We start from the raw sequence: 24,714 nt of genomic DNA, 5'->3' as shown, positions 1-24,714 counted from the left end.
AGCGCCGGCTGGAATTCCAGCCGGCGCTTTTGCCGTCCCGGGGGCTCTGGTGCCCGCTGCTGTCCCAGGGCGCCTGCGACACGGCAAATACTCCGCTGGGATGATCTTTTCCTTAAGTTGTTTCGCCGGGGCAACGGATTTCGTAGAGTAGGGAGGCTAATACTGTCAGCCCTTGCTGCAACACTTCTCTTATCTCATTCACGCACTTTTTCTAAGGACCCGTGGGCATGCTTGTCACCCTTATACGGCGCTACTCCAAGCCGTATTTGCCGCAGATTGTGGCCGTGCTGATCTTTCAGTTGGCGTCCACCATCGCCACGCTCTATCTCCCCAGCCTCAACGCCAAAATCATTGATGAGGGAGTGTCCCGAGGCGACACCGATTTCATCTGGCAGACAGGTGCGCTCATGCTCGCTGTCGCCCTCGGGCAGGTGCTCACTGCCATCGTCGCCGTGTACTTCGGTTCCCGGGTTGCCATGGCGATCGGTCGGGACCTCCGCCGCAGCGTCTTCCGGCAGGTCAGCAGTTTCTCCGCGCAGGACGTCAACAAGTTTGGTGCCCCCACACTGATCACCCGTGGAACCAACGATGTCCAGCAAGTTCAGATGCTGGTGCTCATGGGCCTGAACTTCATGGTGTCCACGCCCATCATGTGCGTTGGCGGCATCATCATGGCGCTCCGCGAAGACCTCAACCTCTCCTGGCTCGTGTGGGTTTCCGTTCCTGTCCTGGTGGCTGTTGTGGGCTACCTCGTGGTCCGGCTCATGCCGCTGTTCCGCTCCATGCAGACCAAGATCGACGCCATCAACGGCGTGCTGCGCGAGCAGATCATCGGTATTCGCGTGGTCCGGGCGTTTGTGCGTGAACCCCACGAGGCCAAGCGCTTCGGCGATGCCAATGAGGACCTCACGGCTGTGTCCGTGAAAATCGGCAACCTGTTTGTCCTGATGTTCCCGGCCATCGGCATGATCCTCCACCTCTCCACTGCTGCCGTTCTCTGGTTCGGCGGCCAGCGCGTGGACTCCGGGGAGATGCAGGTGGGTGCACTGACGGCATTCCTCCAGTACCTGCTGCAGATCCTGATGGCTGTCATGATGGGCACGTTCATGGCCATGATGATTCCCCGCGCTTCGGTTTGTGCAGACCGTATTGCCGAGGTGCTCGACGTCGAGCCTTCCATCCACAACCCCAGCTCGCCGGTGGTTCCCGCCGAGAAGAAGGGACGCGTCGAATTCCGGGACGTGACCTTCAAGTACCCCGGTGCCGAGGCTCCGGTGCTGAGTAACGTTTCCTTCACTGCCGAGCCTGGCAAGACCCTGGCCATCATTGGCTCCACGGGTGCCGGCAAGACCACCCTGGTTTCGCTGCTGCCGCGACTTTACGATGTCGCCTCCGGTGATGTACTGCTCGACGGCGTCCCCGTCACCGACATGGATGCCTCGGAGATCACCAGCCGGGTATCGGCGGTTCCGCAGAAGCCGTATCTGTTCTCCGGAACCATCGAGCACAACCTGCGCTTCGGCAAGCCGGACGCCACTGACGAGGAACTGTGGGATGCGCTGGAAACCGCACAGGCCAAGGGCTTCGTGGAGGAAAAGTCATCGGGTCTGAACCGGCGCATCGCCCAGGGCGGAACCAACGTCTCCGGTGGACAACGCCAGAGGCTTTCCATTGCCCGTGCGCTGGTGACAAAACCCAACGTCTACCTGTTTGATGACTCATTCTCTGCCTTGGACGTCGCCACGGACGCCCGGCTCCGTAAGGCCCTGAAGGCCAAAACCCGGGACGCGACCGTCATCATTGTGGCCCAACGTGTCTCCACCATTGCGGATGCGGACGAGATCCTCGTTCTGGATAACGGCAGGATCGTTGACCGCGGAACGCACGACGAACTGCTGGAGACGTCACCCACGTACCAGGAAATCGTTGAATCCCAGCTGAGCGTGGAGGAATTGGCATGAGCGAGCAGAACCAGCAGAAGAAGCGTGGCTGGGCTGCCAAGGCTCAAGCCGCAAAGGAAGCCAAGGCGACAACCGAGGCTGAGGTAGCAACCGAAGTCCTTGACGACGACGACTTCGTGGAAGAGGAATACGTCCCTTCAGAAGCCGATGGCGGCATGTTCGGCGACGTCCCGGCAAAGAAGGCCAAGGAGTTCTGGCCGTCCGCCAAGCGGCTCATGGGCCTGCTGAAGCCAGAGGCCATAGGCGTGTACATCGTGATCGGGCTGGTCATCGTTTCGGTGGTCCTCAACGTGATCGCCCCCAAGGTCCTGGGTAATGCCATGGACGTGATTTTCGGCGGCGTCGTGGGCCGGCAGATTCCTGAGGGAGTCTCCAAAGAGCAGTTCGTTGAGCTCATGCGTCAGCAGGGCCAAGGCAATTTTGCGGACATGGTCTCCAAGATGGAGCTCAGCAACGGAATCGACTTCCCCAAGCTGACGTTCCTGATTTCGATCGTGCTCCTCATGTACTTTGTGGCCAACATCTTCCTGTGGGCCCAGGGGTGGTTGCTCAACAGGATCGTCATGCGGGTCATCAAGAAGCTCCGCAACGACGTCCAGGCCAAGCTCAACCGGCTTCCGTTGAACTACTTCGATACCCGCCAGCGTGGCGACATCCTGTCCCGAGTGACCAACGACGTCGACAACGTCCAGCAAGGCCTCCAGCAGGCGTTCTCCCAGTTGGTCAGCTCAGTGCTCACGGTCCTTGGCATCACGGTCATGATGTTCATCGTGTCCTGGGAATTGGCGCTGATTGCGTTGATCGCCCTGCCGTTGTCCGGCATCGTGGCGGGTGTTATTGGTGCCCGCAGCCAGAAGCTCTTCGCAGCACAGTGGAAGAACACCGGCGCATTGAACGGCCAGATCGAAGAATCGTTCTCCGGTCACGACCTCGTGAAGGTCTTCGGGCGCGATGCCGACATGCTGGAGCGCTTCGACGAGAAGAACGAGGAACTCTACAAAGCCTCCTTCGGTGCACAGTTCGTGTCCGGCGTCATCTTCCCGGCCATGAACTTTGTGTCCTACCTGTCTTACGTCGGCATTGCCGTGGTGGGTGGCCTCCGTGTTGCGTCAGGCTCCATGAGCCTGGGTGACGCCACGGCATTCATCCAGTACTCGCGTGAGTTCACCCAGCCTCTGGGCCAGATCGCCGGTATGGCGAACATGCTCCAGTCCGGCGTGGCCTCTGCCGAGCGCGTCTTCGAGTTCCTTGATGCTGATGAAGAAGTTGAAGAGAACGGCACACGTCACCTGCCTTCCAAGACCGACGGCCACGTTGAGTTCGAGCACGTATCGTTCAGCTATGTGGAGGACAAGCCGCTCATCGAGGACCTGTCCTTTGCGGCTGAACCTGGCCACACAGTTGCGATTGTGGGACCCACGGGTGCCGGCAAGACCACCTTGGTGAACCTCGTGATGCGTTTCTACGAGCTCAACGCCGGCCGAATCACCTTGGACGGCGTGGACATCAAGGACCTCAGCCGCGCTGAACTGCGGTCCAAAGTGGGCATGGTGTTGCAGGATGCCTGGCTCTTTGGCGGGACCATCTACGACAACATCAAGTACGGCAACCTGGACGCCACCGAGGAGCAGATCATGGAGGCGGCCAAGGCCACCTACGTGGACCGCTTCGTGCGGGCGCTCCCGGACGGTTACCAGACCATCATCGACGAAGAAGGCAACAACGTCAGTGCCGGTGAAAAGCAGCTCATCACCATCGCCCGTGCGTTCGTGTCAGATCCGTCGCTGCTGATCCTGGACGAAGCCACGAGCTCCGTGGATACCCGTACCGAGCTGTTGCTGCAGAAGGCCATGGCTGCGCTCCGTACGGACCGGACGAGCTTCGTTATCGCCCACCGCCTGTCCACCATTCGCGACGCCGACACCATTTTGGTGATGGAGAACGGCAAGATCGTGGAACAGGGCAACCACAACCACCTGCTCACCCTGCAGGGTGCGTACTACCGGTTGTACATGTCCCAGTTTGCTGGTGAGGAAGAGACCGCAGTGGACGACTCGACGGCGGTGCACAGCTGAGCACGGATTCACTGAGCACTGGAGTGAACACCCGGGATTCCATGTCACCCCGGCGCATTGAGGTCCTCGTGCCCATGCGCTGGGGTGACATGGACGCCTACGGACACATCAACAACGTGCAGATTGTCCGCATGCTTGAGGAAGCCCGCATCGCAGCCTTCGGGCCACCGCGCGGTGCGGGCCTTCCCGGCGTGGAACCACCGGCTGCCCTGTTCAACGACGTTGAGGAGGGCACCATGACCCTCGTAGTGGAGCATAAGGTCCGGTACGTCCGGACACTTGAATACCGCAACATCCCGGCCGTCGTGGAGATTTGGGTCGGGGCCATCAAGGGCGCCAGCTTCGATCTCCACTACGTCATCAAGGACCCTGTTACGCGGGAGGATTGCGTCAAAGCCACCACGCATTTGGCTTTCGTCGCCGAGGAGACCGGCCGGGTCCTCAGGCTTACCCCGGAACAAAAGGAAAAGCTCGGGCGCTACCAAGCCTGACGAGTTTTTGTACAGGTGATGCCCTTAGGGAGCCTTCTTAGGGGCATTACCTGTACAAAAACTCCGCGTAGAGTTTCAGCATGAAACTTGAAATTGCCGTGGTCAGTGCGGCCGGTGCAGGTACCGCTGCCGCTGAGGGAGCTCACCGCATTGAACTGTGCAGCAGCCTGGAATTGGGTGGCATCACGCCCAGCCAGGGACTCATGGAAGCCAGCATGGAGCACGTTGACGGCCGTCTGGAGATCCATCCGTTGATTCGCTCCAGGCCCGGCGACTTCCGGTACTCAGCCTCGGACGTGGACACGATGGTCCACGAGATCCGCCATCTACTGGCGCAGGGCGCCCACGGGGTTGTGGTGGGGGCGCTGACTCCTTCCGGAGACTTGGACGTTCACGCGATCCAGCGTCTGGTGGAGGCCGCCAGGACGGCCAACCCCGGAGCCCAGCTGACTTTTCACCGGGCCATCGATCAGTCCAAGGAACCATTGGCCGCGCTGGAGCAGCTCCTTGAGCTGGGCTTCACCAGGGTCCTGACCTCCGGACACGAAGCCACCGCTGGTGCAGGTCTGAAGACCTTGGCTGCAATGGCAGAACGGTCCGGGGATGCTTTGGAAATCATGGCCGGTGGAGGACTGACCCTTGAAGACATCCCAGCCATGCACGCTGCGGGCCTGTCTGCCGTTCACTTGTCCGCCAAGAAGACGGTATCCACCCTCGGGGATGGCGCAATCTCCCTGGGTGCTCAGGACGGTGCAGACCCCACCGCGTACACCGTCACCGACCGCGAAGTGGTCCGGGCAGCAAAGGCGATGGTGAACGCGCTGAACCTGGCCGCCGCTAAATAACCCGGGCGTCCACTGGTTTGGGGCAGAAATCCCAGTAAGTACGCATCGCAATAACGCTTTACGACCCCGATGAAGGCCGGGATGATGTAAGGATTCACCAACGTGGTGACAAGCCCCGGAAGCTACCTTCAGGAGTCCCAGCGATGCCGCTGCCTACGCCGGTTTCACCGGCCGTCATGTCCCCGTCCACCATCACCCCAAACATCACGACAACAGGCCACCCGGAAGTGGAGTGTGGCGTCGGAAACTGGGACAAGCTGCTCTACGGCAATCACCGATTCGTCGTGGAAGCCGTGGAGGCCGTGGAAGTCGCGAAAATAGTGGAAGTCCTGGACGTGGGGCAGGGCGGAAGCGGCGCCGGATCAGCCACGGCTCACGGCGCAGGTCACGCCTACAGGGTGGTCCTCCCGTGGCGTCGGCAAGACCAGGACCCGGCGTCGGTGGATGTCATCGTCGTGTCGGAAAAGACCGGTTCCAGGGTCCGGAACGTGATCCTGGAAGCGGCCACCCGGGAGTCCGGAAGCATCCTTTTCGAAGCAACCGACGGCCCCGGGATCTACTTCGTCTATTACTTGCCCTACGCCATGCTGGGGAAACCCCACTATCCCCAAGCAGAGTACCTCCCGCGACGTCCGGCCGCGGACCCGGCGTGGTCCGCCGCCGTCGAGCATTCCAGCTGGAGGCCAGGAGCGGAAGCTGTTCTGCCACAAGCGATGGTGCTTCGCTACGAGGCCGCCAGTGAGCGCGACTCGTTCGCTCCCATGAACTTCACGGCCAGCGCCGTTGAGCTGGAGCGGCTCCACGCCAAGCACGGGAACCAGGCTTTCCTGCTTTTCCCCGAGGACCGTCGCAACCCTGTTTCCATGCGCGGGGATCTGCCGGCCCACTGGGTGATCAACGGCCCATCCAGCACCTTCCAAGGGGAGGCACAGCCGGGGGAGGACTACGTTGTCCAGCTGGGGCTCTATGCACAGGCGGACCTTGACGGGGTCACCGTTGACGTAGATGCGCCCGCGGGCGGGCACTGCATCAACACCGACGGCGTGAATCGCTGCGGCAAGCCGTGGCGGAAGAGCCTCATGGTGCCGCGCGGAAGTGTACAGGCGCTGTTCGTGATCCTGCCCGTTCCTCTGAACGCAGCCGGGGAAACGCTGCCGGCGACCGTTACGGTCAGCTCCACCGGTCATCCGTCCCAGCAAGTGGACGTTGTGCTGGAGGTAGCAGCAGAGCACCAGGCAGATCCTGCAATCGTGGCTGGCGGCATTGGGGATCCGCGCCTTCTGCGCCGGCTCGCATGGCTGGATTCGCCGGTGGCCCAGGACGCTGGGCTGGTAGCTCCCTTCACGGCTGTGACCCTGGACGAATCCAGCAGGACGCTCGGGATTCTGGGCCGACGGCTCCAGCTGGCGGCGTCGGGGCTTCCGGCGCAGGTGACATCCACGTTCACCGCAGCTGTGACCACAACCGATGGTCCCGCCGTCGAACTTCTCGCCGCCCCGATGCAACTGGATGTGGGCGGCGTCGACTGGGGCTTCTCGCCCATCAACTTCACCGTGGACGGTCCGGGCCGTATCTCGTGGCGCAGCCATTGGACCGGCCGGAAGGATGGCAAGGCTGCGGTGTCGCTGGAACTGAACGGCGTTCTCGACGCCGATGGGGCAGTTTCGTACACGCTGCGACTCAGCCCGGAGCGGACTCTGGACGTGCCCGACGTCGGCCTGCAGCTTGGCTTTATTGAAGCTGCGGCGCCGCTCGCCATGGGTTTGGGCGTCCCGGGTGGGCGTCGTCCGGAAAGCCTGGATTGGACATGGGACGTGGCGGACAAGAACCAGGATGCGCTCTGGTTGGGAGGCGTCAACGCCGGGGTTCAACTGGCCCTGCGGGATGACGGTTATGAGCGGCCACTCAACACCAACTTTTACCGGGAGAAGCCGCTGGCTGAACCAACCTCGTGGGCCAACCGGCAGCCCGATGACGGGAAGGGCGAGGTGGTGCGAGGTGGGGTTAGGCTGCGGACTGCGGGGAGCGCAGTGACGGTGCACGCCTTCAGCGGCGCCCGGACCCTCAATGCGGGTGAGCCATTGCACTTCGATTTCCGGCTGCTGCTGACGCCCTTCAAGCCCATCCAACCCGGCAAGCACCTGGGCAAACGGTACTTCCACCAGCCTGCCGACCCAGCGGACATCAAGGCGGCCGGCGCCACCGTGGTCAACGTCCACCACGCCACTGCCCCTGCGCCCTATATCAATGACCCCCTTCTGACCCAGGACGCGCTGCGAGAGTACGTGGCCGAATGTCACCGGAACGGGCTCAAAGCCAAGGTGTACAACACGGTGCGCGAGCTGACATTCCACAGCCCGGAGTTGCTGCCGTTGTTGCAGTTGGACAACGAGATTTTCAGCGATGGGCCAGGAAAGGGCCACATCTGGCTCCAGGAGCATGCCGGGCACGGCTACGTTTCCGCCTGGTTCGCGCCCAACGTGGAGGACATTGCCGTGGTGACCACGGGGGAGTCCCGGTGGGAGAACTTCTACGTTCGCAGCTTGCAGGAGCTGGCCAGCGGCGAAGATGGGATCGACGGCATCTATCTTGACGACATTGCCTACGACCGGCACGCGATGTTGCGCGTCCGCAAGGTCCTCCAGGAGGCTTGCGAGGCGCGTGGCGTGGACGGCCCTGAGATCGACCTCCACTCGGCCAACCAGTTCACAGCCCACGACGGATACGCGTCATCGGCCAACCTGTACATGGAGCAATTGCCCTATGTGGACAGGCTCTGGCTGGGGGAGTACTTCGACTACGACACTACCGATCCAGACTATTGGCTGGTGGAACTGTCCGGCATTCCGTTCGGGCTCATGGGCGAAATGCTGGAAGGTGGTGGCAACCCGTGGCGCGGCATGGTGTTCGGCATGACAGGCCGGGCACCTGCCGTGGACAATCGCCCCCTCTGGGAGTTCTGGGCAGTCCATGGATTGGAACACGCCACCATGCGGGGGTTCTGGGACCCCCAGGGACCAGTCAAGACAAGCCACCCCGGAATCCTGGCCACCACGTGGCTCACGGACCAAGGAGTGGTGGTGGCGCTGGCCTCCTGGGCCGAGCACACTGAGCACGTGAGGTTGATATTCGACGACGTCGCTGCCGCCACCAAAGACACCGTAGTAAGAGCCCCGGCGATCCGCGGCTTCCAGTCCGCTGCCAGCTACTCACCGGACGATGCCATCACCATTGAGCCGCAGCGCGGCCTCCTTCTCACGATCGGATACTGACGTGGCAGACACAGCAACCTCCACCCTCACCGTCACCACCATTTCCCTGACCATGGCCGAACTCGGTCCGCTCAACCCTTTGCCCGTGGTGGCTGCCGAGCTTGACCAGCCCTACACGGTGGGCGAGGGCGTCCCTGAAGATCTGCAGGCCTCGGCCCGCTACGGTGTGGTGCCCAACGTGTACCCGTATCTCATGCAGGACGGTTACAGCCGGGAGGCGGCACCCAAGGAAGTGCCCGCCGTCGTGCTGGAAAACAGCAAGATCAAGGTGACGGTCATTCCGTCGCTGGGCGGCCGTATCTGGGAACTCTTCGACAAAGCGACAGGCAAGCAGCTCCTCCACACCCACGACGCCCCGCAGCTGGCCAACATCGCGCTGCGCAAGGCATGGTTCGCGGGCGGACTGGAATGGAACATCGGGACCCGCGGCCATTCGCCCACCAGTTGCGATCCGCTGCACACGGCGATCGTGCACACCCCGGAAGGGAAGCACATCCTGCGCATGTGGGAGTTCGAACGCCTGCGGGAAGTGGTGTTCCAGGTGGACATTTGGTTGCCGAAAGACTCAGCCGTTCTGTTCGCCGCCGTCCGGCTGCGGAACCCCAATGACCACGACGTTCCTATGTATTGGTGGAGCAACGCCGCCATTCCGGAGACCGACCGCACCCGCGTCATCGCCCCGGCGGATGAGGCCTACAGCAGTGACTACACCACGGATATCACCCGCGTCCGGCCCACCAGCCACGAAGGCTATGACGGCACGTGGCCGGTCAACAGCCCGCACGCGGCGGACTTCTTCTTCGACATCGACCCCTCCGAGCGGCGTTGGGTTGTGGCAGCGGACGACGACGGCGATGGGCTGGCGATGCTGTCCACGGACCTCCTGCGGGGCAAGAAGTTGTTCGTATGGGGCCAGGGACAGGGCGGCAAACGGTGGCAGGAGTGGCTGAGCCCCGGAGCCGGCCCCTATGCCGAGATCCAGGCAGGGTTGGCCCAGACGCAGTTTGAACACCTGGTGATGCCAGCCGGCGCGGCATGGGCGTGGGTGGAGGCCTACGGTAACGGGCATCTGAATTCGGAGACCTCGCACGGTGATGATTGGGCCGCCGCGGTGGCACATGCCGGCGAACGCCTGGAACAGCTCCTGCCGCACGAAGAACTCGAGGCGATGCTTCCTGCAGCCATCGCCGACGCCGACGTCCCGCCGTCGACATTGTTGCTCAACGGCAGCGGGTGGGGAGTGGTGGAGCGGGCCCGGCGGCAGAAGAGCGGCTGGGCCTGGGTGGACGAAAGCGGAACGCCGTTTGCGGACGGGAGCATCACGGGGGAGCAGGAACCGTGGCTTGCGCTGCTGCAGGGAAAGAGGTTCGACGGCGCGCCAGGTTTCGTCGCGGGGAAGGACTGGGAGGAGTTGCTGGCAGGGCAGGAGAGCCCCGAAGCACAATTCCATTTGGCCACCATGAAGCATGCCCGGCAGGATCTGGAGGGCGCCAAGAAGGGATATCGCGAGGTGCTGGCCATGGACGCCAGGCCGGGGACTACGGCGACGACACATCGTGGGCTGGGATTGGCGCTGCTCGCCGGCGGCCAAGACGCGGAAGGGCTCGCCGAGCTCAGGAAAGGCGTGGGCAGCGACCCTTCAAACGCAGCCTTGCTCACAGAAGCCGTCACCCTCAGCATCCGTCATGGTGACCCCGCCTCGGCGCTGGAACTGGCCGAATCGGCACCCAAGGAGGGGATCGGCGTCGGACGTTTGCGGTTCCTGAGGGCCTTGGCGCTTGCACGAACCGGAAACCCCGGTGCGGCAGCCGCGATCCTGCGAGAGGGCGTGGAGATTCCGGACCTTCGTGAAGGTGAAGACGCCATCGCGGCCCTCTGGGAAGAAGTCTGCCCGAACGAACCCGTTCCAGCTCCTTATCAATTCGGAATGCACTGACCCCTGCCTCGGTGTGGCCTCCCGCACATCCGGGTCAAGGTCTGAAAGCGTGTTCTGGACGAATCAGCGACGACGAACGGAGCACGGATTGATCCCCGAAATACCAGGACTGCCGCCTATGGAGTGGACCTCCTCCACCGGTCATGCCAGCTACGACGAGGCGGAGGGGACGCTGACGCTCACGGCAGCTCCCGGCGTCGATTGGACCAACGATTCCCTGGGCGGGGAGCCGCAGCATGCGGCCACGGCTCTGGGCTTCAGGGCGCCGGCAGCCTTTTCGCTCTCGGCCCGGGTTCTGGTGGCCTCGCCAAGGACAACGTTCGACGCCGGCGTGTTGACGTTGTGGGCGGACAGCGATCACTGGGCCAAACTCTGCTTCGAGTACTCTCCGCAAGGGGAGGCCATAGTGGTCAGCGTGGTCACCAACGGATATTCCGACGATTCGAATGGTCCCGTGGTGACGGCGCCATGGATCTATTTGCGGGTCAGCAGAGTTGGTCCAGCCTGGGCGTTCCACTCATCGGCCGATGGCAGGCAGTGGTCCTTTGTCCGCCTGTTCAGGTTGGATTCGGAGAAACCGGTGCACGTCGGTTTCATGTCGCAGGCGCCCATGGGAGAGAGTTGTGAAGCGCGTTTTGACGCCATCGAATTGACGGAAGAACCTCCAGCGGACTTGCGCGACGGAAGTTAGCGCCGGTCAAACGGGTAGAGCGGCTGCCTGTGGATATCCGGATGCCCAGGTAAGCCAAACAAGGTAAGTTGGCATGGTGATTCCCTCCGTAAAACCTGCCACTGACCGCGCCCCCGGAGTCTCCAAGGAGATCGAGGACGCGGCCTGGTATGTGCTCGGTCCAGCGCTGCAGGGGAGACCTTCGGCGCTGGACGGCCGGACCCTGACGTGGACCGCGGATGCCGCCGGTGAGCTGCTGGAACGGCTTGAGCGCGGAGTGGAAGATTCCAAAGCTCCCATGATGACCAACCTTCGGCAGAACCTGGAAGGCGCGTCGCGTGAGGCCAAGTTGCTGGCCGTGGAATTGCTGTTCCTGCAGTCCCTGCCGCTCGCGCACGAGGTCAAGTCCCTCAGGGTGAAGCGCGCCCGTGTTGCCGAGGCAGCCTCCTGGGTTGAGCCGGCCGTTGAGTTGCCTGAAGAGCTCTACGAGGGCATGACGGACCATGGCGTCATCCGTGACCGCACGGCGGAGTTCAACTGGACCATCTGGGACCACCTGAAGTGGCTTTGCCGCTTTGCCGCCCACGTGGACAGCCTGAGCACCGCCACCATCAATGAGGCACTTGAAGACCCGCTGAAGTTCCACGAACTCGCGGCCGCAACACCCGAAGACCAACCTGCCCTGCGCCGCAGCATCGAGTACCTGGTGTGGCCCAGCTATTTTGAGCCCGTCGTGGCCGATGTGGAGCGCCAGGAGATCCGGGACGCCTTTGCTTCGCTCGTGGGCGGCGCCAAGGGTGACTCGGACGAGGACATCACCGCGGATATCCACCGCATCCGCCTGCACCTGGACGAGCAAGCCGGGCAGCGCATCGACTGGTACGCCCGCCAACTGGTAAGTCAATGGCGCAAGGTGGGAGATCCAGGTCGTCGCTCCTGGCTCCTGCGAACCCATCACGACAATGCGGACCTCTTGGCTGCCTGGGTAGCCGAAGAGAAGGCCACCTTGGACGTGGAACATCTGCGTTCCCTGACTGCGGGTGTCACTGCGGGCGTGGTACAGCACGCCGTGGACGAGGACTACAAACACCTTGGCTATGTGGAACGCGAGGATACCAAGACCGCCGTTTTTGCCTTCCTGACCGTGATGAAACCGGGCGATCTCACGCTCTACCAGCACGCAGGCCGGGTCCGTGTTGGCGTAGTCTTGGGCGAGCCCGAACACCACGAGGACAATCGCCGCATCCGCCGCAAGGTCCGCTGGTTCGATGACAGTTACGCCATCCCGGAACTTCCCCGGCATGCCCAGCGTCAACTGTCCACTCCCGGGATCCTTGTGGATGTCACCAGGGTTATCCAGGCCCTTCAGGAACTGCTCCCGGTAGAAGCCGAAACCGACGGCGAGGACGAGGCCCCGCCCACCGCCGTCGTCGAGGTTGTCCAACAAGGTTTCCGGCCGCTGACCGAAGAGTTTGCAGCGTCCCTGCACATGGACCTCGAACCCCTAGAGGAGATCGCGGAGCTGCTAGAGGAGAACCGGCAGTTGGTTCTCTATGGTCCTCCGGGAACCGGCAAGACGTATCTCGCCAAGCACCTCGCCGCCGAGCTCGCGGGCGATCACACCGATGAGCGGGTGAAACTGGTCCAGTTCCACCCGTCGTACGCCTACGAGGACTTCTTTGAGGGCTACCGCCCGGACAAGACCGACGACGGCCAGGTCTCCTTCAAGCTCGTAGCGGGACCCCTGCGCCGGCTCGCGGAAGAAGCCGCCAAGCCGGAAAACGCGCACAAGCCGTACTTCCTCATCATCGACGAAATGAACCGCGCCAACCTGGCCAAGGTTTTCGGTGAGCTGTACTTCCTGCTGGAGTACCGGGACGACCGCATTTACCTGCAATACAGCCCCAACGAGCCGTTCAGCTTGCCTGACAACCTCTACATCATCGGCACCATGAACACGGCTGACCGTTCCATCGCCATGATGGATGCAGCCATCCGTCGCCGTTTCGCGTTCATCGAGCTCCACCCCAAGGAGGAACCGATCCGCGGCACGTTGCGCCGGTTCCTTGAAGCGCGGGGGCTGGACACGCTCAACGCGGACCTGCTGGACGCGCTCAACGACGCGATTGACGACTGGGACCGGGACCTGATGATTGGGCCGTCATACTTCATGAAGAACGCCGCCCAGAATCCCAAGGGCCTGCGCCGGATCTGGAAATACGAGCTCATGCCACTGCTGGAAGAGCACTACCACGGGCAACTGAACCGGGCTCAGCTGGAGGAGCGCTTCGGCCTGGACCAGCTGCTGGGACGTCTTGCAGCCCGCTAGGGCCATCCCGCCGCGGCCGGGCCGGGCACCTGCCAGCGCCGGCCGGGCACCTGCCAGCGCCGGCCGGGCTACCGTGGGTCCCCGGCATATCGTCATGGACGAGCTCTCCGGCGGCGTGGTGGACAAGCTCGACCCCCAGTCGGCTGCGTTCATCAATACCAGCGGTTTGGCGAAGGCCTCGCCTATGGGCATGGGCCTGTACCGGATTGAGCCCGTGGGCAAGGTGGGCTCGGTCCGCACTGCCGCCGTGCAGTTGGAAGTCCGGCCCAAGGATCGCCTTGGCCTTAGCCGGTTGCTGTTCCTGCTCAGCTACGCCGGTGAACAGGGCTTCCGGGACCATTCAGTGGAGGCCGTGGAGCACCCGGATTTGTGGAGTGCCCTGGCGGAATCGCTGGCGCAGTTGGCGGACAAGGCCCTCAGTCGCGGCGTCCTGCAGGGCTACCTGACCGTGGAAGAGTCACTGCGGACCGTGAAAGGCCGGATCCGGATCTCTGACCAGATCTCCCGCCGGCCCGGAATGATGGTGCCGCTGGAAGTCTCCTACGACGAATTCACCGAGGACATCGCTGAGAACCGCATCCTCCGGGCCGCTTTGGAAAGGATGGGTAAGGTTCCCGGTGTCCGGCCCGACGTCCTGAGCCGCTTGCGGCAGCTCAAGGGAAAGCTCGACGCCGTGACGCGGCTTCAGTCCGGGGCGCCGCTGCCGCAGTGGCGTGCCAGCCGGATGAATCTCCGGTACCACCCCGTGTTGAGACTCTCGGAAGTGATCCTGCGCAATGCCTCCGCTGAGGCCGGCGAGGGCAAACAGCAAACAGCGTCTTTTGTGGTGGACATGGCGCAGGTGTTCGAGGAGTTCGTGGGGACCGCCTTGCGCGCTGCCATGGGCACCCATCCGGGGGAGATGCGCCTCCAGTACGGTGCGTTGCTTAACGAGGCCGTGAATGACTCGGACCGTCTGACGGTCCGCCCCGACGCCGTCCACTTCCTGGGCGGCCGACCCGTGGTGGTCTATGACTCCAAGTACAAAGCAGCGTCCGACGCCGGGGCCTCGCTCAGCGCCGACCATTACCAATTGCTGGCCTACTGCACGGCCCTCAGGGTACCCACCGCATGGCTTATCTACGCCGGCCGCGGGGACGTGAAATTGCGGCGCATCCTGAACACGGATATCGACATCGTGGAGTACCCGCTGGACCTGTCGCTGCCGCCCTCGGAAATTCTGGCAGCGGTGGCTGACCTCGCTGAACAGTCCTGGGGTGAAGTAGTACGCCAGGCTGTGGCGGGCCGATCGGCGTCGGACTAGCCTGAGAGGTAAACCGTTCGGCGATTAGGAGAAATCATGGCCGGCAAGAAATCCTGGCGTGAGATGAGCAAGGGCCAACGCATCTCGGTTCTGGCCAGCGGAGCCCTGAACCTGGCTTTGTTGGTGGCCGCGCAGCGCAGCATCGCCAAGACCCCGGATTCAGAGATCAGAGGCAAGAAGGGTGTTTGGCGCGCGGTGTCGTTCATCAACTTCTTCGGCCCGGTCAGCTACTTCCTGTTCGGCCGCCGTCGTGATGCAGCGGGTTTGAAGAACTAAAAAGGCTCAGGCGGGCACTTTCACCGTAAACGTGGTGCCGCGGCCTGGTTCGCTCTCCAGCGTGATGGTGCCGCCGTGGGCTTCGACGATTGCCTTGCTGATGGGCAGGCCCAGCCCGACACCGGGAATGGCGCTCTTGCGAACCCCGCCGGCGCGGAAGAACTTGGTGAAGGCTTCCGCCTGTTCCTCTTCGTTCATGCCCATGCCCGTGTCAGTGACGCGGCAGAACACGAAGTCATTGTCCTCCCACGCGGCCACTTCCACGTCGCCGCCGTCGGGTGAGTACTTGATCGCATTGGAAACCAGGTTGTCCAGTACTTGGGCAATGCGTGAGGAATCGACGTGGGCTTCCAGGGCTTCGGGAAGGTCCACCGAGAGGCGGATGCCTGCTTTGGCTGCCCGGGGTTCCGCGGAGCTCACGCTGCCTCGGACCAGCTCCGCCACGTCAACGGCGTGTGGCTGGATGACGATTTGGCCTGAGCGTACGGCCAAGAGGTCGGAAACAAGAGTGAGGAGCCGCTCGGCGTTGCGCCTGACGATGTCGAGTTGTTTACGGGACCGCGCGTCGAGGGCATCGGGATCGTCCAAGATCAACTCAACGTAGCCCAGGATGGACGTCAACGGGGTCCTGAACTCGTGGGAGACGTTGGAAACAAAGTCGTCCTTGGCCGCCAAGGCGTTCATCAGGTCTGTGACGTCGCTGAACACCACCACCGATCCTGTGAACTTTCCAGCGTCGTCCACCATAGGCCGGGCACTGGCGGTGAAGGCGCGTTGACCCTCTCCAGCACCGAGCCAGACCAACTGATCGGTGAACCGCTCGCCCAGAACGGCCCGTCTCACGGGACGGCGGTCCGCGTCCAGCGGTGTGGTCCTGTCGATGTCGAAGACCAGCAACTGGGACTCGTTGGGATCGTCGATATCGGGAGGAGTGGCCAATACGTGGGTTTGGCGTTGGCGGCGGTTCATGAGGATGTCATGCCCCTCGCCGTCAACCGCTACTACTCCCAGGGGCAGTGCTTCCATCACGGTATTCAGGAGCCGTTCCTGCTTGGTGCTGACCTCCAAGGCTTCTTTGAGGGCCTCGTCCTTTTCCTCCAAGGCGCGCTGCTGGCGCACCATGCTCAAGGTCAGGACGCTGACGGACACACCGATTCCCAGGATCAGGATGGGGAAGAGCAAGGGCTTGGTGAGGGCCTGTTCGGTGATGTCACCCCTGACGAACACGGGAACCCACACGATAGCCAAGGGCCCGAGGAATGACAGGACTATGGCAAGTTTTGGATAGAGGCCCGACGCGCAGAGCCAAATGACAGGCAGAACTACCAGAACGCTGAGGCCAGTGAGTGCTTCTTGTCCACCTTCACGTCCAAAGGATATGGAGACCATGTCCAGGACAGGGATGGCCAGGAAGCTGGGGAAGGGTAACCGGTGCCACGGCACAATGACGCATAGGGCCAGGAGGAATGCCTGGCTCAGCAGGAATATCAGGAAGTATGGATTCTCCAGTGTTGCCGGGAAAAACAGCCAGACCAGAATGGCCGAAAGACAGACACATACCGACAACGGCAGTTGGCTGAGGACAACCCGCATCCGCAGGGTATGTTCGTGGAACGAGCGCTGAAAAACCAGGAGTTTCTTCTTTTCACCAACATCCCACGTCGAAGGGTGGGTCATGGCACATCCACCGCGGATGCAGAAGAAAGTCGGTTCATGAGATCAGCCTAACCATAATGGATATACTTCTGAGGTTATCGAAGGGGCTGAGGGGCAGCGATGAGTGAAGTACGTGTGGGGCTGGTCATTGAAGATGACCAGGATATTCGCGAGCTGGTAAGGGTAGTCCTATCCCAGGCGGGGTTCGATGTTCACACTGCATCCACCGGTTCTGCTGGTGTGACGTCGGCGCGTGAACTGAATCCTGATGTCATTACGCTGGATCTGGGCCTCCCGGATATTGACGGCTTTGAGGTTGCCCGCCAGATCCGTAAATCCTCCGATGCCTACATCATTATGTTGACGGCACGCGCCGAAGAGCTCGATACCCTCATGGGCTTGGAAGCCGGTGGCGACGACTACCTGACCAAGCCGTTCCGACCCCGCGAGCTGCGCGCCCGTGTTGAAGCCATGATGCGGAGGCCCCGCGCGTCGTCAGACTCCAGGAGCGTTCCGGAAGAAGTGGACCCTGAGGTGAGCCACAACGGCCTGGCCGTCTCGGCAGGTTCCCGCACCGCCGTCCTGAACGGTGCGGAGCTGAAGCTCACCCGCACCGAATTCGACCTCCTGCTCGCACTGCTGGAAACCGGACGGATCGTCCGGACCAAGGCAGACCTGGCGCGTCGCCTCCGCAACGAACCATACGACGTCGGAAGTTATGTCAGCGACGCCGACGAACGGGCCGTTGAGGTACACATGGGCAACCTGCGCAAGAAACTCGGCGACAGCATCCAGGCGCCCCGCTGGCTTGAGACGGTCCGCGGCGTCGGTTACCGCCTGGCGCCCGCCTCAAGCAACAACTAGGACCTGCACAACAATCAGGCCACGAGCCGCGGCTCCGCCGCGATCACCGGGTGGTCGCGGGTGGGGTCTTCGAAGAACTCCGCGTTCGCCCGGACATAGTCAGCCCACTCGTCCGGGACGTCGTCCGCGAAGTAGATTGCTTCCACGGGGCACACAGGATCGCAGGCGCCGCAGTCCACGCATTCGGAGGGGTGGATGTAGAGCGAGCGATCGCCCTCGTAGATGCAATCCACGGGACATTCGTCGATGCACGCCTTGTCTTTGACATCCACGCAGGGCTGGGCGATCACGTAGCTCATGGCGCGCTACACACCCGTGTAGACGGTTTTGCCCCACGTATAGAAGTCCAGCGCGGACCTTCCTTGTTCGCGGAACGTATTCGTTGAAGAGTCCTTCACGCCACCGAAAGGCACGTTGAGGTCCAGTCCGGCGGTGGGGCGGTTCACCTTGACGACGCCGGCCTGGGCCCTTGCAGCGAAGTCCGTGGCGAGGGCCAGTGAGTCGGTGCAGATGCCGGCAGTGAGGCCGTAGCGGGAATCGTTGATGGCAGCGAGCCCGGCCTCATAATCCGGCACCTCAAGTACGGCAACCACGGGTCCGAAGATCTCTTCGGTGACCGCTGCGTCGTCCAAACGCAGGTCGGTGAGCACCGCGGCCGGGAAGAACAGCGGACCGTTCGGGTCGCCGTCGTAGCTTCCGTGGAGGAGCGTTGCACCGCGTTCGACGGCGGCACGCACCGCTGCCTGGTCCTGCCCGAATTGCTGTGAACTCACCACGGCACCCATCCGGGTGGTGCCCTCAAGCCCATCACCGGTGCTGTACGCAGCTGCTTCCTCGACCAAAGCTTCCACGAACGCAGCGCGGATGCCCGGCGTCACGTAGACACGCGATGTCGCGGTGCAAGCCTGTCCCGTCAGGCCGAAAGCACCAGCGGCCACTACCTGCGCGGCTTTGCGGGCATCGGCGTCGTCCAAGACCAGGACACCGTTCTTGCCGCCCATTTCCAGCTGGACGCGGGCGCGGCGGGCGTTGAGGATCTCCTGCAGTCCGAGGCCCACATTGGTGGAGCCTGTGAACGACATGCCAGCGATGCGCGGATCCCTGGCCAGCGCGTCTCCCACTACACGGCCCTTGCCATGCACCACGTTGAACACGCCTGCGGGCAGTCCCGCGTCCTGCAGGGCACGGGCCAGATGGGTTGCGGACAATGGTGTGAGCTCCGCCGGTTTGATGACCACGGTGTTGCCGCTGACCAGCGCCGGGGCTGTCTTCCATGCCGGGATGGCGATGGGGAAGTTCCATGGAGTGATGAGCCCAATGACGCCCAGCGGTTCGCGGCGCGTGGTGATGGTGGTGTCCGGCAAGCCGCTGGGAAGGACCTCTCCGGTGGCCGCCCAGCCGAGCGAGCCGAAGAACCGGAAGACGTCCGAGGCGCGTTTGACCTCGCCCTTGGCCTCGGCCAGGGTCTTGCCTTCTTCGCGGACCAGGTCCTCGGCGATGGCGGCCTGGCGTTCGATCAGGAGGTTGCCGGCGGCGATGAGGATGGCACCGCGCGACGGTGCGGGCATGGCAGCCCAGCCCGGTTGCGCGGCTGCGGCGGCTGAAATGGCGGCGTCGACGTCTTCTGCCGTGCCGCTGGGGGAGAGGGCGGCGAGTTCGCCGGGCCTGGCCGGGTTCATCCGCTGGGTGTCGGCTTCGCCCAGCCACTGGCCGTTGATGAGGTGTTGTGCGGTGCTTGTTTCGGCGTCGATGGTGGTGGCGGTTTCCAGGCTGGTGGACGTCATGACGTTTCCTTTGAAAGTAGTGTGGTTTAGAGGCTGCGGATCAGGCCGCCGTCGCACCTGAGCGCGACGCCAGTGATGTACGACGCCGGCGCGCTGCACAGGAAAGCGGCGGCCGCACCGAACTCGGCGGGTTCTCCATAGCGGCGGGCGGGGATGGTCTTGCGGGACTCGAGCTGGATGTCTTCCAGCGTGGTGCCGCGCCGTTTGGCGGCGGCTTGGTCGAGCTGGGTGACGCGGTCGGTGGCGATCCTGCCGGGCAGCAGCAGGTTCACGGTGACCTCGTCCAGGGCAACTTCTGCCGCCAGCGTTTTGAGGTAGCCGGCAAGTGCGGCGCGTCCGGTGTTGGACACTGCGAGATTGGGCAAGGGCGCCGACACACCGCTGGATCCAATGGCCAGGATGCGGCCCCAACGCCGTTTCCGCATCCCCGGGAGGACGTGCGATACCAGGGCGTGGTGGGGTTTGACCAGGAGGTCGAAGGCCGCGGCGATGTCGTCGGATCTTAGAGTGGCGGCGGCGCCGGGCTTGGGACCGGGACCGTTGAGGACCAGGATGTCGATGGGGCCCAGATCCGCCACGGTTTGCTCCACCGCTGAATCGATCCCCTCAGGGGTTGTCAGATCAGCCTCGATGGCCACGGCGTCAAAGCCGTTGGCACCCAGTGAACCGCTTCCGTAAGCAGCCTGCAGTTCTTCGACAATCTCCTTGGCCCGGTCCCTGCGGCGGCCAATGATCGCCACACGCACTCCTTCCGCGGCGAGGGCACGGGCAACGGCCAATCCCAGTCCACCCGTGGAGGCAGCGACGAGGGCAGTTTTTCCAGCGATTCCCAGGTCCATCAGAAGCTCCCCGCGGTGCTCTTGGCGGCGTCGAGGGCCACAGCTGCTTCGCGCAGATGTGTCCCCATGCTGTTCCGCAGGGTTTCGGGGAAACCCGCGGCCGGTGCACGGACACCGGAGTCCTTGATAAGCCCCCGCTCGCGCAGGCACTCCTTGCGGATGGCCAATGCGACCTTTGCCTGCTGCTCAAAGTTGATCAAAGGCAAGTACGGCAGCAGCTCGCGCTGGGCAGCCTCGTAGCCGTCCTTTTGCCAGGCCCGAACACAGGCGATGAGGGCTTCGGGGTACGAGAAACCCGTCATGGCGCCGGCAGCGCCGGCCATCAACTCGTCCAGCAGGCCCTGCCCACCGAGACCACCAAAGATGGAAACCCCGACGGCGGCACTCAGCTCCGCGATCGCGACGCTGGTGGGCGGTGCCTCTGCCTTGACGGCGATGACATAGTCACAGGCCGTGACAACGGAGATCAGTGCCGATGTGGCGATGCCGACTCCGCTGGCCAGTGGATAGTCCTGCAGGACGACGTTGGCGCCGGTGGCCCGGTTGATTGCCTCCAGGTGCGCAATAACCGTCCCAGCCTTGGCTGAGTTGGCCTGCACCATGACAGCCGCGAGCCGGGAACCGGCGATGTCCTGGGCGGCGCGGACTTCCTCGATGGCCGGGCGGGTTGCCAAGGCGGTCACGCCAACGACCAACGGGAGCGAGGTGCTTTCGACCACCGTTTCCAGGACATGGCGGCGTTCATCGGCCGTGAGTGCGGCGGCTTCGCCGAAGACGCCCAGGACGGTGAGCCCGGTGGTGCCAATGGACTCGTAGTGCTCCACGAGCTCGGCCAGGCTGTCCAGGTCCACGTCCAGGGTGCTGCCTTGGAACGGTGTGGCTACAACGCCCCACACGCCGGCTGGCAGGGGTTCCCGGTTTTTGGGCGCAGAAGTTTGCGTCATGGTTGGTTCCTTTCACTGCGAACCGCAAAGAGCGGAAAACGGACTATTTAGCGGCCCGGCCAGACGGGCGGGCGCTTCTCCTGGAAGGCGCGGACACCTTCGGCTGAGTCTTCGCTGTCCAGGGCGGACATGAGGGCTGGCAGCCGGAGGCCGCGGGCTTCCTTCGCCGTGAGATGGGTGGTCTGTGTGACCATCTGCTTCACGGCCCGGACAGACGTGGGCGCGCAGGCAAGGATCTGGTCCACCCAGCGCTGCACAGCGGCGTCGAGCTCTTCAGCGGTAACTACCTCGTTGACGAGTCCCATGGACTGCATTTCTGCGGCGTCGGCTTTTCGGCCGGTCAGAAGCATGCCCATGGCCTGTGTGTGCGGTATCCGCCGCACCAACTGGTGGATGCCGCCGTCGAGCGCCAAGCGCCCAACCCGGGGCTCGGTCAAGCCGAACTTCGCAGTATCGGCCGCCACCACGATGTCTGCGCCCAGCACCATCTCCATCCCGCCGCCCAGGGCGTAGCCGTTGACCCGGGCGATCACTGGGACATCGAGGGTGGTGCGCAGGCTCAATCCACCGAAGCCGTTGGGATCCAGGCTGGCCCAGTACTCCAGGCCGGTCTTGTCCACGGCTGAGGCGGACATGTCTGCGCCAACGGAGAACGCCCGCGAGCCTGCACCCGTGATCACCACAACACGCACTGATGGATCGTTCTCCAGCTGGGACCAGATCTCGTTGAGCCGGGCCTGGGCGGCGGCATCGACGGCGTTGAGCACGTGCTGGCGATCGATGACCACTGTTGCCACATGGTTCTCGAGGGTGAGGGTGACGGCATCAACGCGGGATTCCACAACAGCCGTCATCGGAGGACCCCCAGCTGCTGCAGGCGTTCTATGGTTTCCGGGTCAAAGCCATTCTCCAGCAGCACTTCCACGTTGTGCTCACCAAGGCGCGGAGCAGCACGACGGATAGTGGGAGGGGTGGCGGAGAGCCGAATGGGTGCGTTCAGCATGCGCACTGTGCCCACAGAGGGGTGTTCGGCTTCCACGATCATGCCGTTGGCCTCGGTCTGTGCATCAGCCAACGCCTGCTCCAAGGTGTGCACCGGAGCGTTGAGCAGCCCTTGCGCCTCAAGCTGGTGCGTCCAATACTCGGTGGAGTTGGTGGCAATGCGCTCGCGGAAGATCTCCTGCAAGGCCGGCTTGTTCTTGAACTGCTGCTCAAGACTGGAGAACTCCGGCCGCTGCGTGAGGTCTTCGTCCAGGCCCAGGGCCTCGGAGATCCGTGCCAGCGGGTCCGGGGTGAAACCGCCCACCATGCACACGGCACCGTCGGTGGTTTCGAAGACGCCACTCAGGGGCATGGCACCCCAATTGACCTCGTAGCCGCGGTTGAGCTGCATGCACGCCTCCTGCATCTGCAGGTGCAGCATTGAGTCGTACATGGTCACCTCCACGCGCTGGCCCACCCCGGACGTTTCACGGGTGCGCAACGCCAGCAGGATGCCCTGCATGAGGTGCATGCCGGTGATGTAGTCGCAGAGCGTGGTGGGGTAGATGGCCGGCTTGGTGTCCTCGGACTCCCGCCGCCACATCACACCGGAGTAGGCCTGCGCGATCGCGTCCTGTCCGCCCTTGTGCGAGTAGGGGCCGGCGGGTCCGAAGCCGGTTCCGGAGGCCCAGATGATTCCCGGGTTCGTAGCCTTGAGTTCTTCGTAGCCGAAGCCCATGCGTTCCATGACGCCGGAGCGGAAGTTGCTGACCACCACGTCTGTATCGGCCAATAAGCGATGCAGCACCTCGCGGCCTTCTTCGGTGCGGGTGTCGACGGAGACGCTGCGCTTGTTCCGGTTGATGGACAGGAAGATCGGATTGTCTTGCCCGTCCTGGTCCGGGAACGAGTTTCGCGAGATGTCACCGGCCCCGGGGCGTTCCACCTTGATGATGTCTGCGCCGTAGTCGCCCAGCAGTTGCGTGCAGGACGGGCCCATGAACACCTGGGTGAAATCCACGATCTTGATGCCGTCCAGCGGGAGCGGCGCCGGTGCGGGGGCAGCAGCGGCGAGTGCCGCCGTCGTGCTTTCCTGCTGTTCCGGTTCTACAGTCACGGTGCTCATGCCGGCACCGCTGCGGTTGCGTCCACTGTAGCGTTCGACGACGGGACGTCGCCCGGGTCTGCGCCGTGGCGGCGCATGCCCTGCTGGATGTCCAGTGCTGAGACGTCGCGGACCAGGAGGTTGTTTTCCACCGCGAGGGCTGCTGCGACGCCGACGGCCTGGCCCATGGCCATGCAGGGCGGTATCTCGCGGGACATCTTCTGGGCCTCCGGTGTCGCGGAGTAGTGGCGGCCGGCCACCAGGAGCTGGTCCACTTCCTTGGGCAGCAGCGAACGGTACGGGTAGTAGTAGTCGCGGCCGCGGGCCACAGTGTCCCCGAAGTGGCGGCGCTGCGTGACGTCGTCCTTGGTCATGACGTACTCGCCCTGCAGGAGCCTGGTCTGGCGGACGCCCATCTGGGAGGCGACGTCCAGCATGTAGCAGTTTTCGAAGCCGGGGAGGTTGGCACGAACGTAGTCAACGGCTTCGGAGATGCGGTCGCGGGCGGCGAATTCTGCGGCGGTCATGTCAGCGGGGTCTACGCCGTCGAAGCCTGACATGTGCGGAGCGTTGCACCAGACCACGCCGTCAATGGGCGTCTTGAGCCACCAGAGTTCCCAGGCGCCGCCGAGGAGGCGCTTAATCTTGCGGTTGATGGCGCGGGCCTCCTTGGGGTTGGCCTGTTCGAAGGCTTCGGCGGCGTTGGTGTCTACGTTGCCCAGGCGGAAGACGAGGGTGGTGAGGTAGTTGTCCTTCGCGTAGCTGGCACCGGCACGCGAAGCGACGTCGATGTCGCCGGTGGTGTCGATCACGACGTCGGCCATGAAGGCCTGCGGGCCGAGCTTGGTTTCGCAGATGACGCCCTTGATCACGCCGTTGTCCACAATGGGGCGGGAGAACCAGGAGTGCAGGCGCAGGTCTACGCCGGCTTCGCGGACGAGGTCGTTGGAGACGCGCTTCCAACCGTCGGGATCGAAGGCTGCGGCGTAGCAGATGGGCTTCGGGTTGGTGTGGGAGTGGAAGTCGAAGGTGCCGTAGCGGCCCCACTTGTTCCACAGTTCCTCGGAGGTCTTGCGGTCATCAGCCGGCGGGACGATGGCCAAGCCCAGTTTCTGGAGGCGTTCCACGTATTCGGAGACGATGCCGGTGACGGTGATTTCCTGGCCGTTGATCATGTCATCGAGCACCAGGACCATGCCACCGGAGGCCAGTCCGCCCAAGGACGAGTAACGTTCCAGCAGCGTGACCTTGGCACCGGAGCGGGCCGCGGTCACCGCAGCGGCCACACCTGCGGGACCACCGCCGACTACCAGGACGTCAGAACGTGAGATGACCGGGGCGGTGAGGTCCGCCGTCGTGGTGCTGAGTTCGAGCGAGTTCATG

19 protein-coding genes are annotated in these 24,714 nt (G+C 63.4%); 11 read left to right on the top strand and 8 right to left on the bottom strand.

Annotated elements, in window-relative coordinates; translation table 11 throughout:
• Window positions 1-227: 227 nt before the first annotated feature.
• From ABIE35_RS04505 to ABIE35_RS04460, 10 genes are all read left to right on the top strand, one after another.
• Window positions 228-1,961, top strand: coding sequence for an ABC transporter ATP-binding protein (locus ABIE35_RS04505; RefSeq protein ID WP_354512746.1), 1,734 nt, complete (start codon window positions 228-230; stop codon window positions 1,959-1,961).
• Complete coding sequence (locus tag ABIE35_RS04500; RefSeq protein WP_354512744.1) at window positions 1,958-4,036, top strand: ABC transporter ATP-binding protein; 2,079 nt, start codon at window positions 1,958-1,960, stop codon at window positions 4,034-4,036. The genes ABIE35_RS04505 and ABIE35_RS04500 overlap by 4 nt, the downstream gene beginning before the upstream one ends.
• A 74-nt stretch (window positions 4,037-4,110) precedes the next feature.
• Window positions 4,111-4,527: an acyl-CoA thioesterase gene (locus ABIE35_RS04495; protein ID WP_354513028.1), complete on the top strand. Its 417-nt coding sequence runs from the start codon at window positions 4,111-4,113 to the stop codon at window positions 4,525-4,527.
• 80 nt (window positions 4,528-4,607) lie between these two features.
• Window positions 4,608-5,372: a copper homeostasis protein CutC gene (locus tag ABIE35_RS04490; RefSeq protein WP_354512742.1), complete on the top strand. Its 765-nt coding sequence runs from the start codon at window positions 4,608-4,610 to the stop codon at window positions 5,370-5,372.
• A gap of 143 nt (window positions 5,373-5,515) precedes the next feature.
• Window positions 5,516-8,644 carry a glycoside hydrolase domain-containing protein gene (locus ABIE35_RS04485; protein ID WP_354512740.1) on the top strand — a complete coding sequence of 1,043 codons (3,129 nt, stop codon included), beginning with the start codon at window positions 5,516-5,518 and terminating at the stop codon, window positions 8,642-8,644.
• Between the two features lies 1 nt (window position 8,645).
• Window positions 8,646-10,580: a DUF5107 domain-containing protein gene (locus ABIE35_RS04480; protein ID WP_354512738.1), complete on the top strand. Its 1,935-nt coding sequence runs from the start codon at window positions 8,646-8,648 to the stop codon at window positions 10,578-10,580.
• A gap of 118 nt (window positions 10,581-10,698) precedes the next feature.
• Complete coding sequence (locus ABIE35_RS04475) at window positions 10,699-11,271, top strand: DUF1349 domain-containing protein (protein WP_502921359.1); 573 nt, start codon at window positions 10,699-10,701, stop codon at window positions 11,269-11,271.
• 73 nt (window positions 11,272-11,344) lie between these two features.
• Complete coding sequence (locus ABIE35_RS04470; RefSeq protein WP_354512734.1) at window positions 11,345-13,579, top strand: McrB family protein; 2,235 nt, start codon at window positions 11,345-11,347, stop codon at window positions 13,577-13,579.
• A 94-nt stretch (window positions 13,580-13,673) separates the two neighbouring features.
• Window positions 13,674-14,882, top strand: a complete 1,209-nt coding sequence (locus ABIE35_RS04465; protein WP_354513026.1) for a 5-methylcytosine restriction system specificity protein McrC — start codon at window positions 13,674-13,676, stop codon at window positions 14,880-14,882.
• 36 nt (window positions 14,883-14,918) lie between these two features.
• A complete protein-coding gene (locus ABIE35_RS04460) occupies window positions 14,919-15,158 on the top strand; it encodes a PLDc N-terminal domain-containing protein (RefSeq protein ID WP_354512733.1) in 240 nt (79 codons plus the stop codon).
• Window positions 15,159-15,164: 6 nt separating this feature from the next.
• On the opposite strand, the gene ABIE35_RS04455 is transcribed toward ABIE35_RS04460, so the two are convergent.
• On the bottom strand, window positions 15,165-16,835 hold the full coding sequence (locus tag ABIE35_RS04455; protein ID WP_354512732.1) for a sensor histidine kinase: 1,671 nt from the start codon (window positions 16,833-16,835) through the stop codon (window positions 15,165-15,167).
• A 99-nt stretch (window positions 16,836-16,934) separates the two neighbouring features.
• Between ABIE35_RS04455 and ABIE35_RS04450 the strand changes: the two genes are divergently transcribed.
• Window positions 16,935-17,678 (top strand): response regulator transcription factor, encoded by a 744-nt coding sequence (locus ABIE35_RS04450; RefSeq protein WP_354512730.1) that lies wholly within the window; start codon window positions 16,935-16,937, stop codon window positions 17,676-17,678.
• A gap of 14 nt (window positions 17,679-17,692) precedes the next feature.
• Here the strand turns inward: ABIE35_RS04450 and fdxA are convergent, their stop codons facing one another.
• From fdxA to ABIE35_RS04415, 7 genes are read right to left on the bottom strand one after another with little or no spacing between them, the layout of a single operon-like run.
• Complete coding sequence (gene fdxA / locus ABIE35_RS04445) at window positions 17,693-17,977, bottom strand: ferredoxin (RefSeq protein ID WP_354512729.1); 285 nt, start codon at window positions 17,975-17,977, stop codon at window positions 17,693-17,695.
• Between the two features lie 6 nt (window positions 17,978-17,983).
• The gene (locus ABIE35_RS04440) at window positions 17,984-19,462 is read right to left on the bottom strand and encodes an aldehyde dehydrogenase family protein (protein ID WP_354512727.1); all 1,479 of its coding nucleotides are present in this window, start codon (window positions 19,460-19,462) and stop codon (window positions 17,984-17,986) included.
• A 26-nt stretch (window positions 19,463-19,488) separates the two neighbouring features.
• Window positions 19,489-20,301: an SDR family oxidoreductase gene (locus ABIE35_RS04435; protein WP_354512725.1), complete on the bottom strand. Its 813-nt coding sequence runs from the start codon at window positions 20,299-20,301 to the stop codon at window positions 19,489-19,491.
• Window positions 20,301-21,245 (bottom strand): dihydrodipicolinate synthase family protein, encoded by a 945-nt coding sequence (locus ABIE35_RS04430; RefSeq protein ID WP_354512724.1) that lies wholly within the window; start codon window positions 21,243-21,245, stop codon window positions 20,301-20,303. The genes ABIE35_RS04435 and ABIE35_RS04430 overlap by 1 nt, the downstream gene beginning before the upstream one ends.
• Window positions 21,246-21,292: 47 nt before the next feature.
• Window positions 21,293-22,099 carry an enoyl-CoA hydratase-related protein gene (locus ABIE35_RS04425; RefSeq protein WP_354512722.1) on the bottom strand — a complete coding sequence of 269 codons (807 nt, stop codon included), beginning with the start codon at window positions 22,097-22,099 and terminating at the stop codon, window positions 21,293-21,295.
• Window positions 22,096-23,352, bottom strand: a complete 1,257-nt coding sequence (locus ABIE35_RS04420; RefSeq protein WP_354512720.1) for a CaiB/BaiF CoA transferase family protein — start codon at window positions 23,350-23,352, stop codon at window positions 22,096-22,098. Before ABIE35_RS04420 ends, ABIE35_RS04425 begins: the two co-directional genes overlap by 4 nt.
• Complete coding sequence (locus ABIE35_RS04415) at window positions 23,349-24,713, bottom strand: FAD-dependent oxidoreductase (RefSeq protein WP_354512718.1); 1,365 nt, start codon at window positions 24,711-24,713, stop codon at window positions 23,349-23,351. Before ABIE35_RS04415 ends, ABIE35_RS04420 begins: the two co-directional genes overlap by 4 nt.
• Between the last annotated feature and the right edge of the window lies 1 nt (window position 24,714).

The sequence above is a fragment of the Paenarthrobacter sp. 4246 genome (assembly GCF_040546855.1).
Taxonomy (GTDB): domain Bacteria; phylum Actinomycetota; class Actinomycetes; order Actinomycetales; family Micrococcaceae; genus Arthrobacter.
Note: the sequence above shows the minus strand (reverse complement) of the source record. Positions and strands in the feature narration are given on the sequence as shown.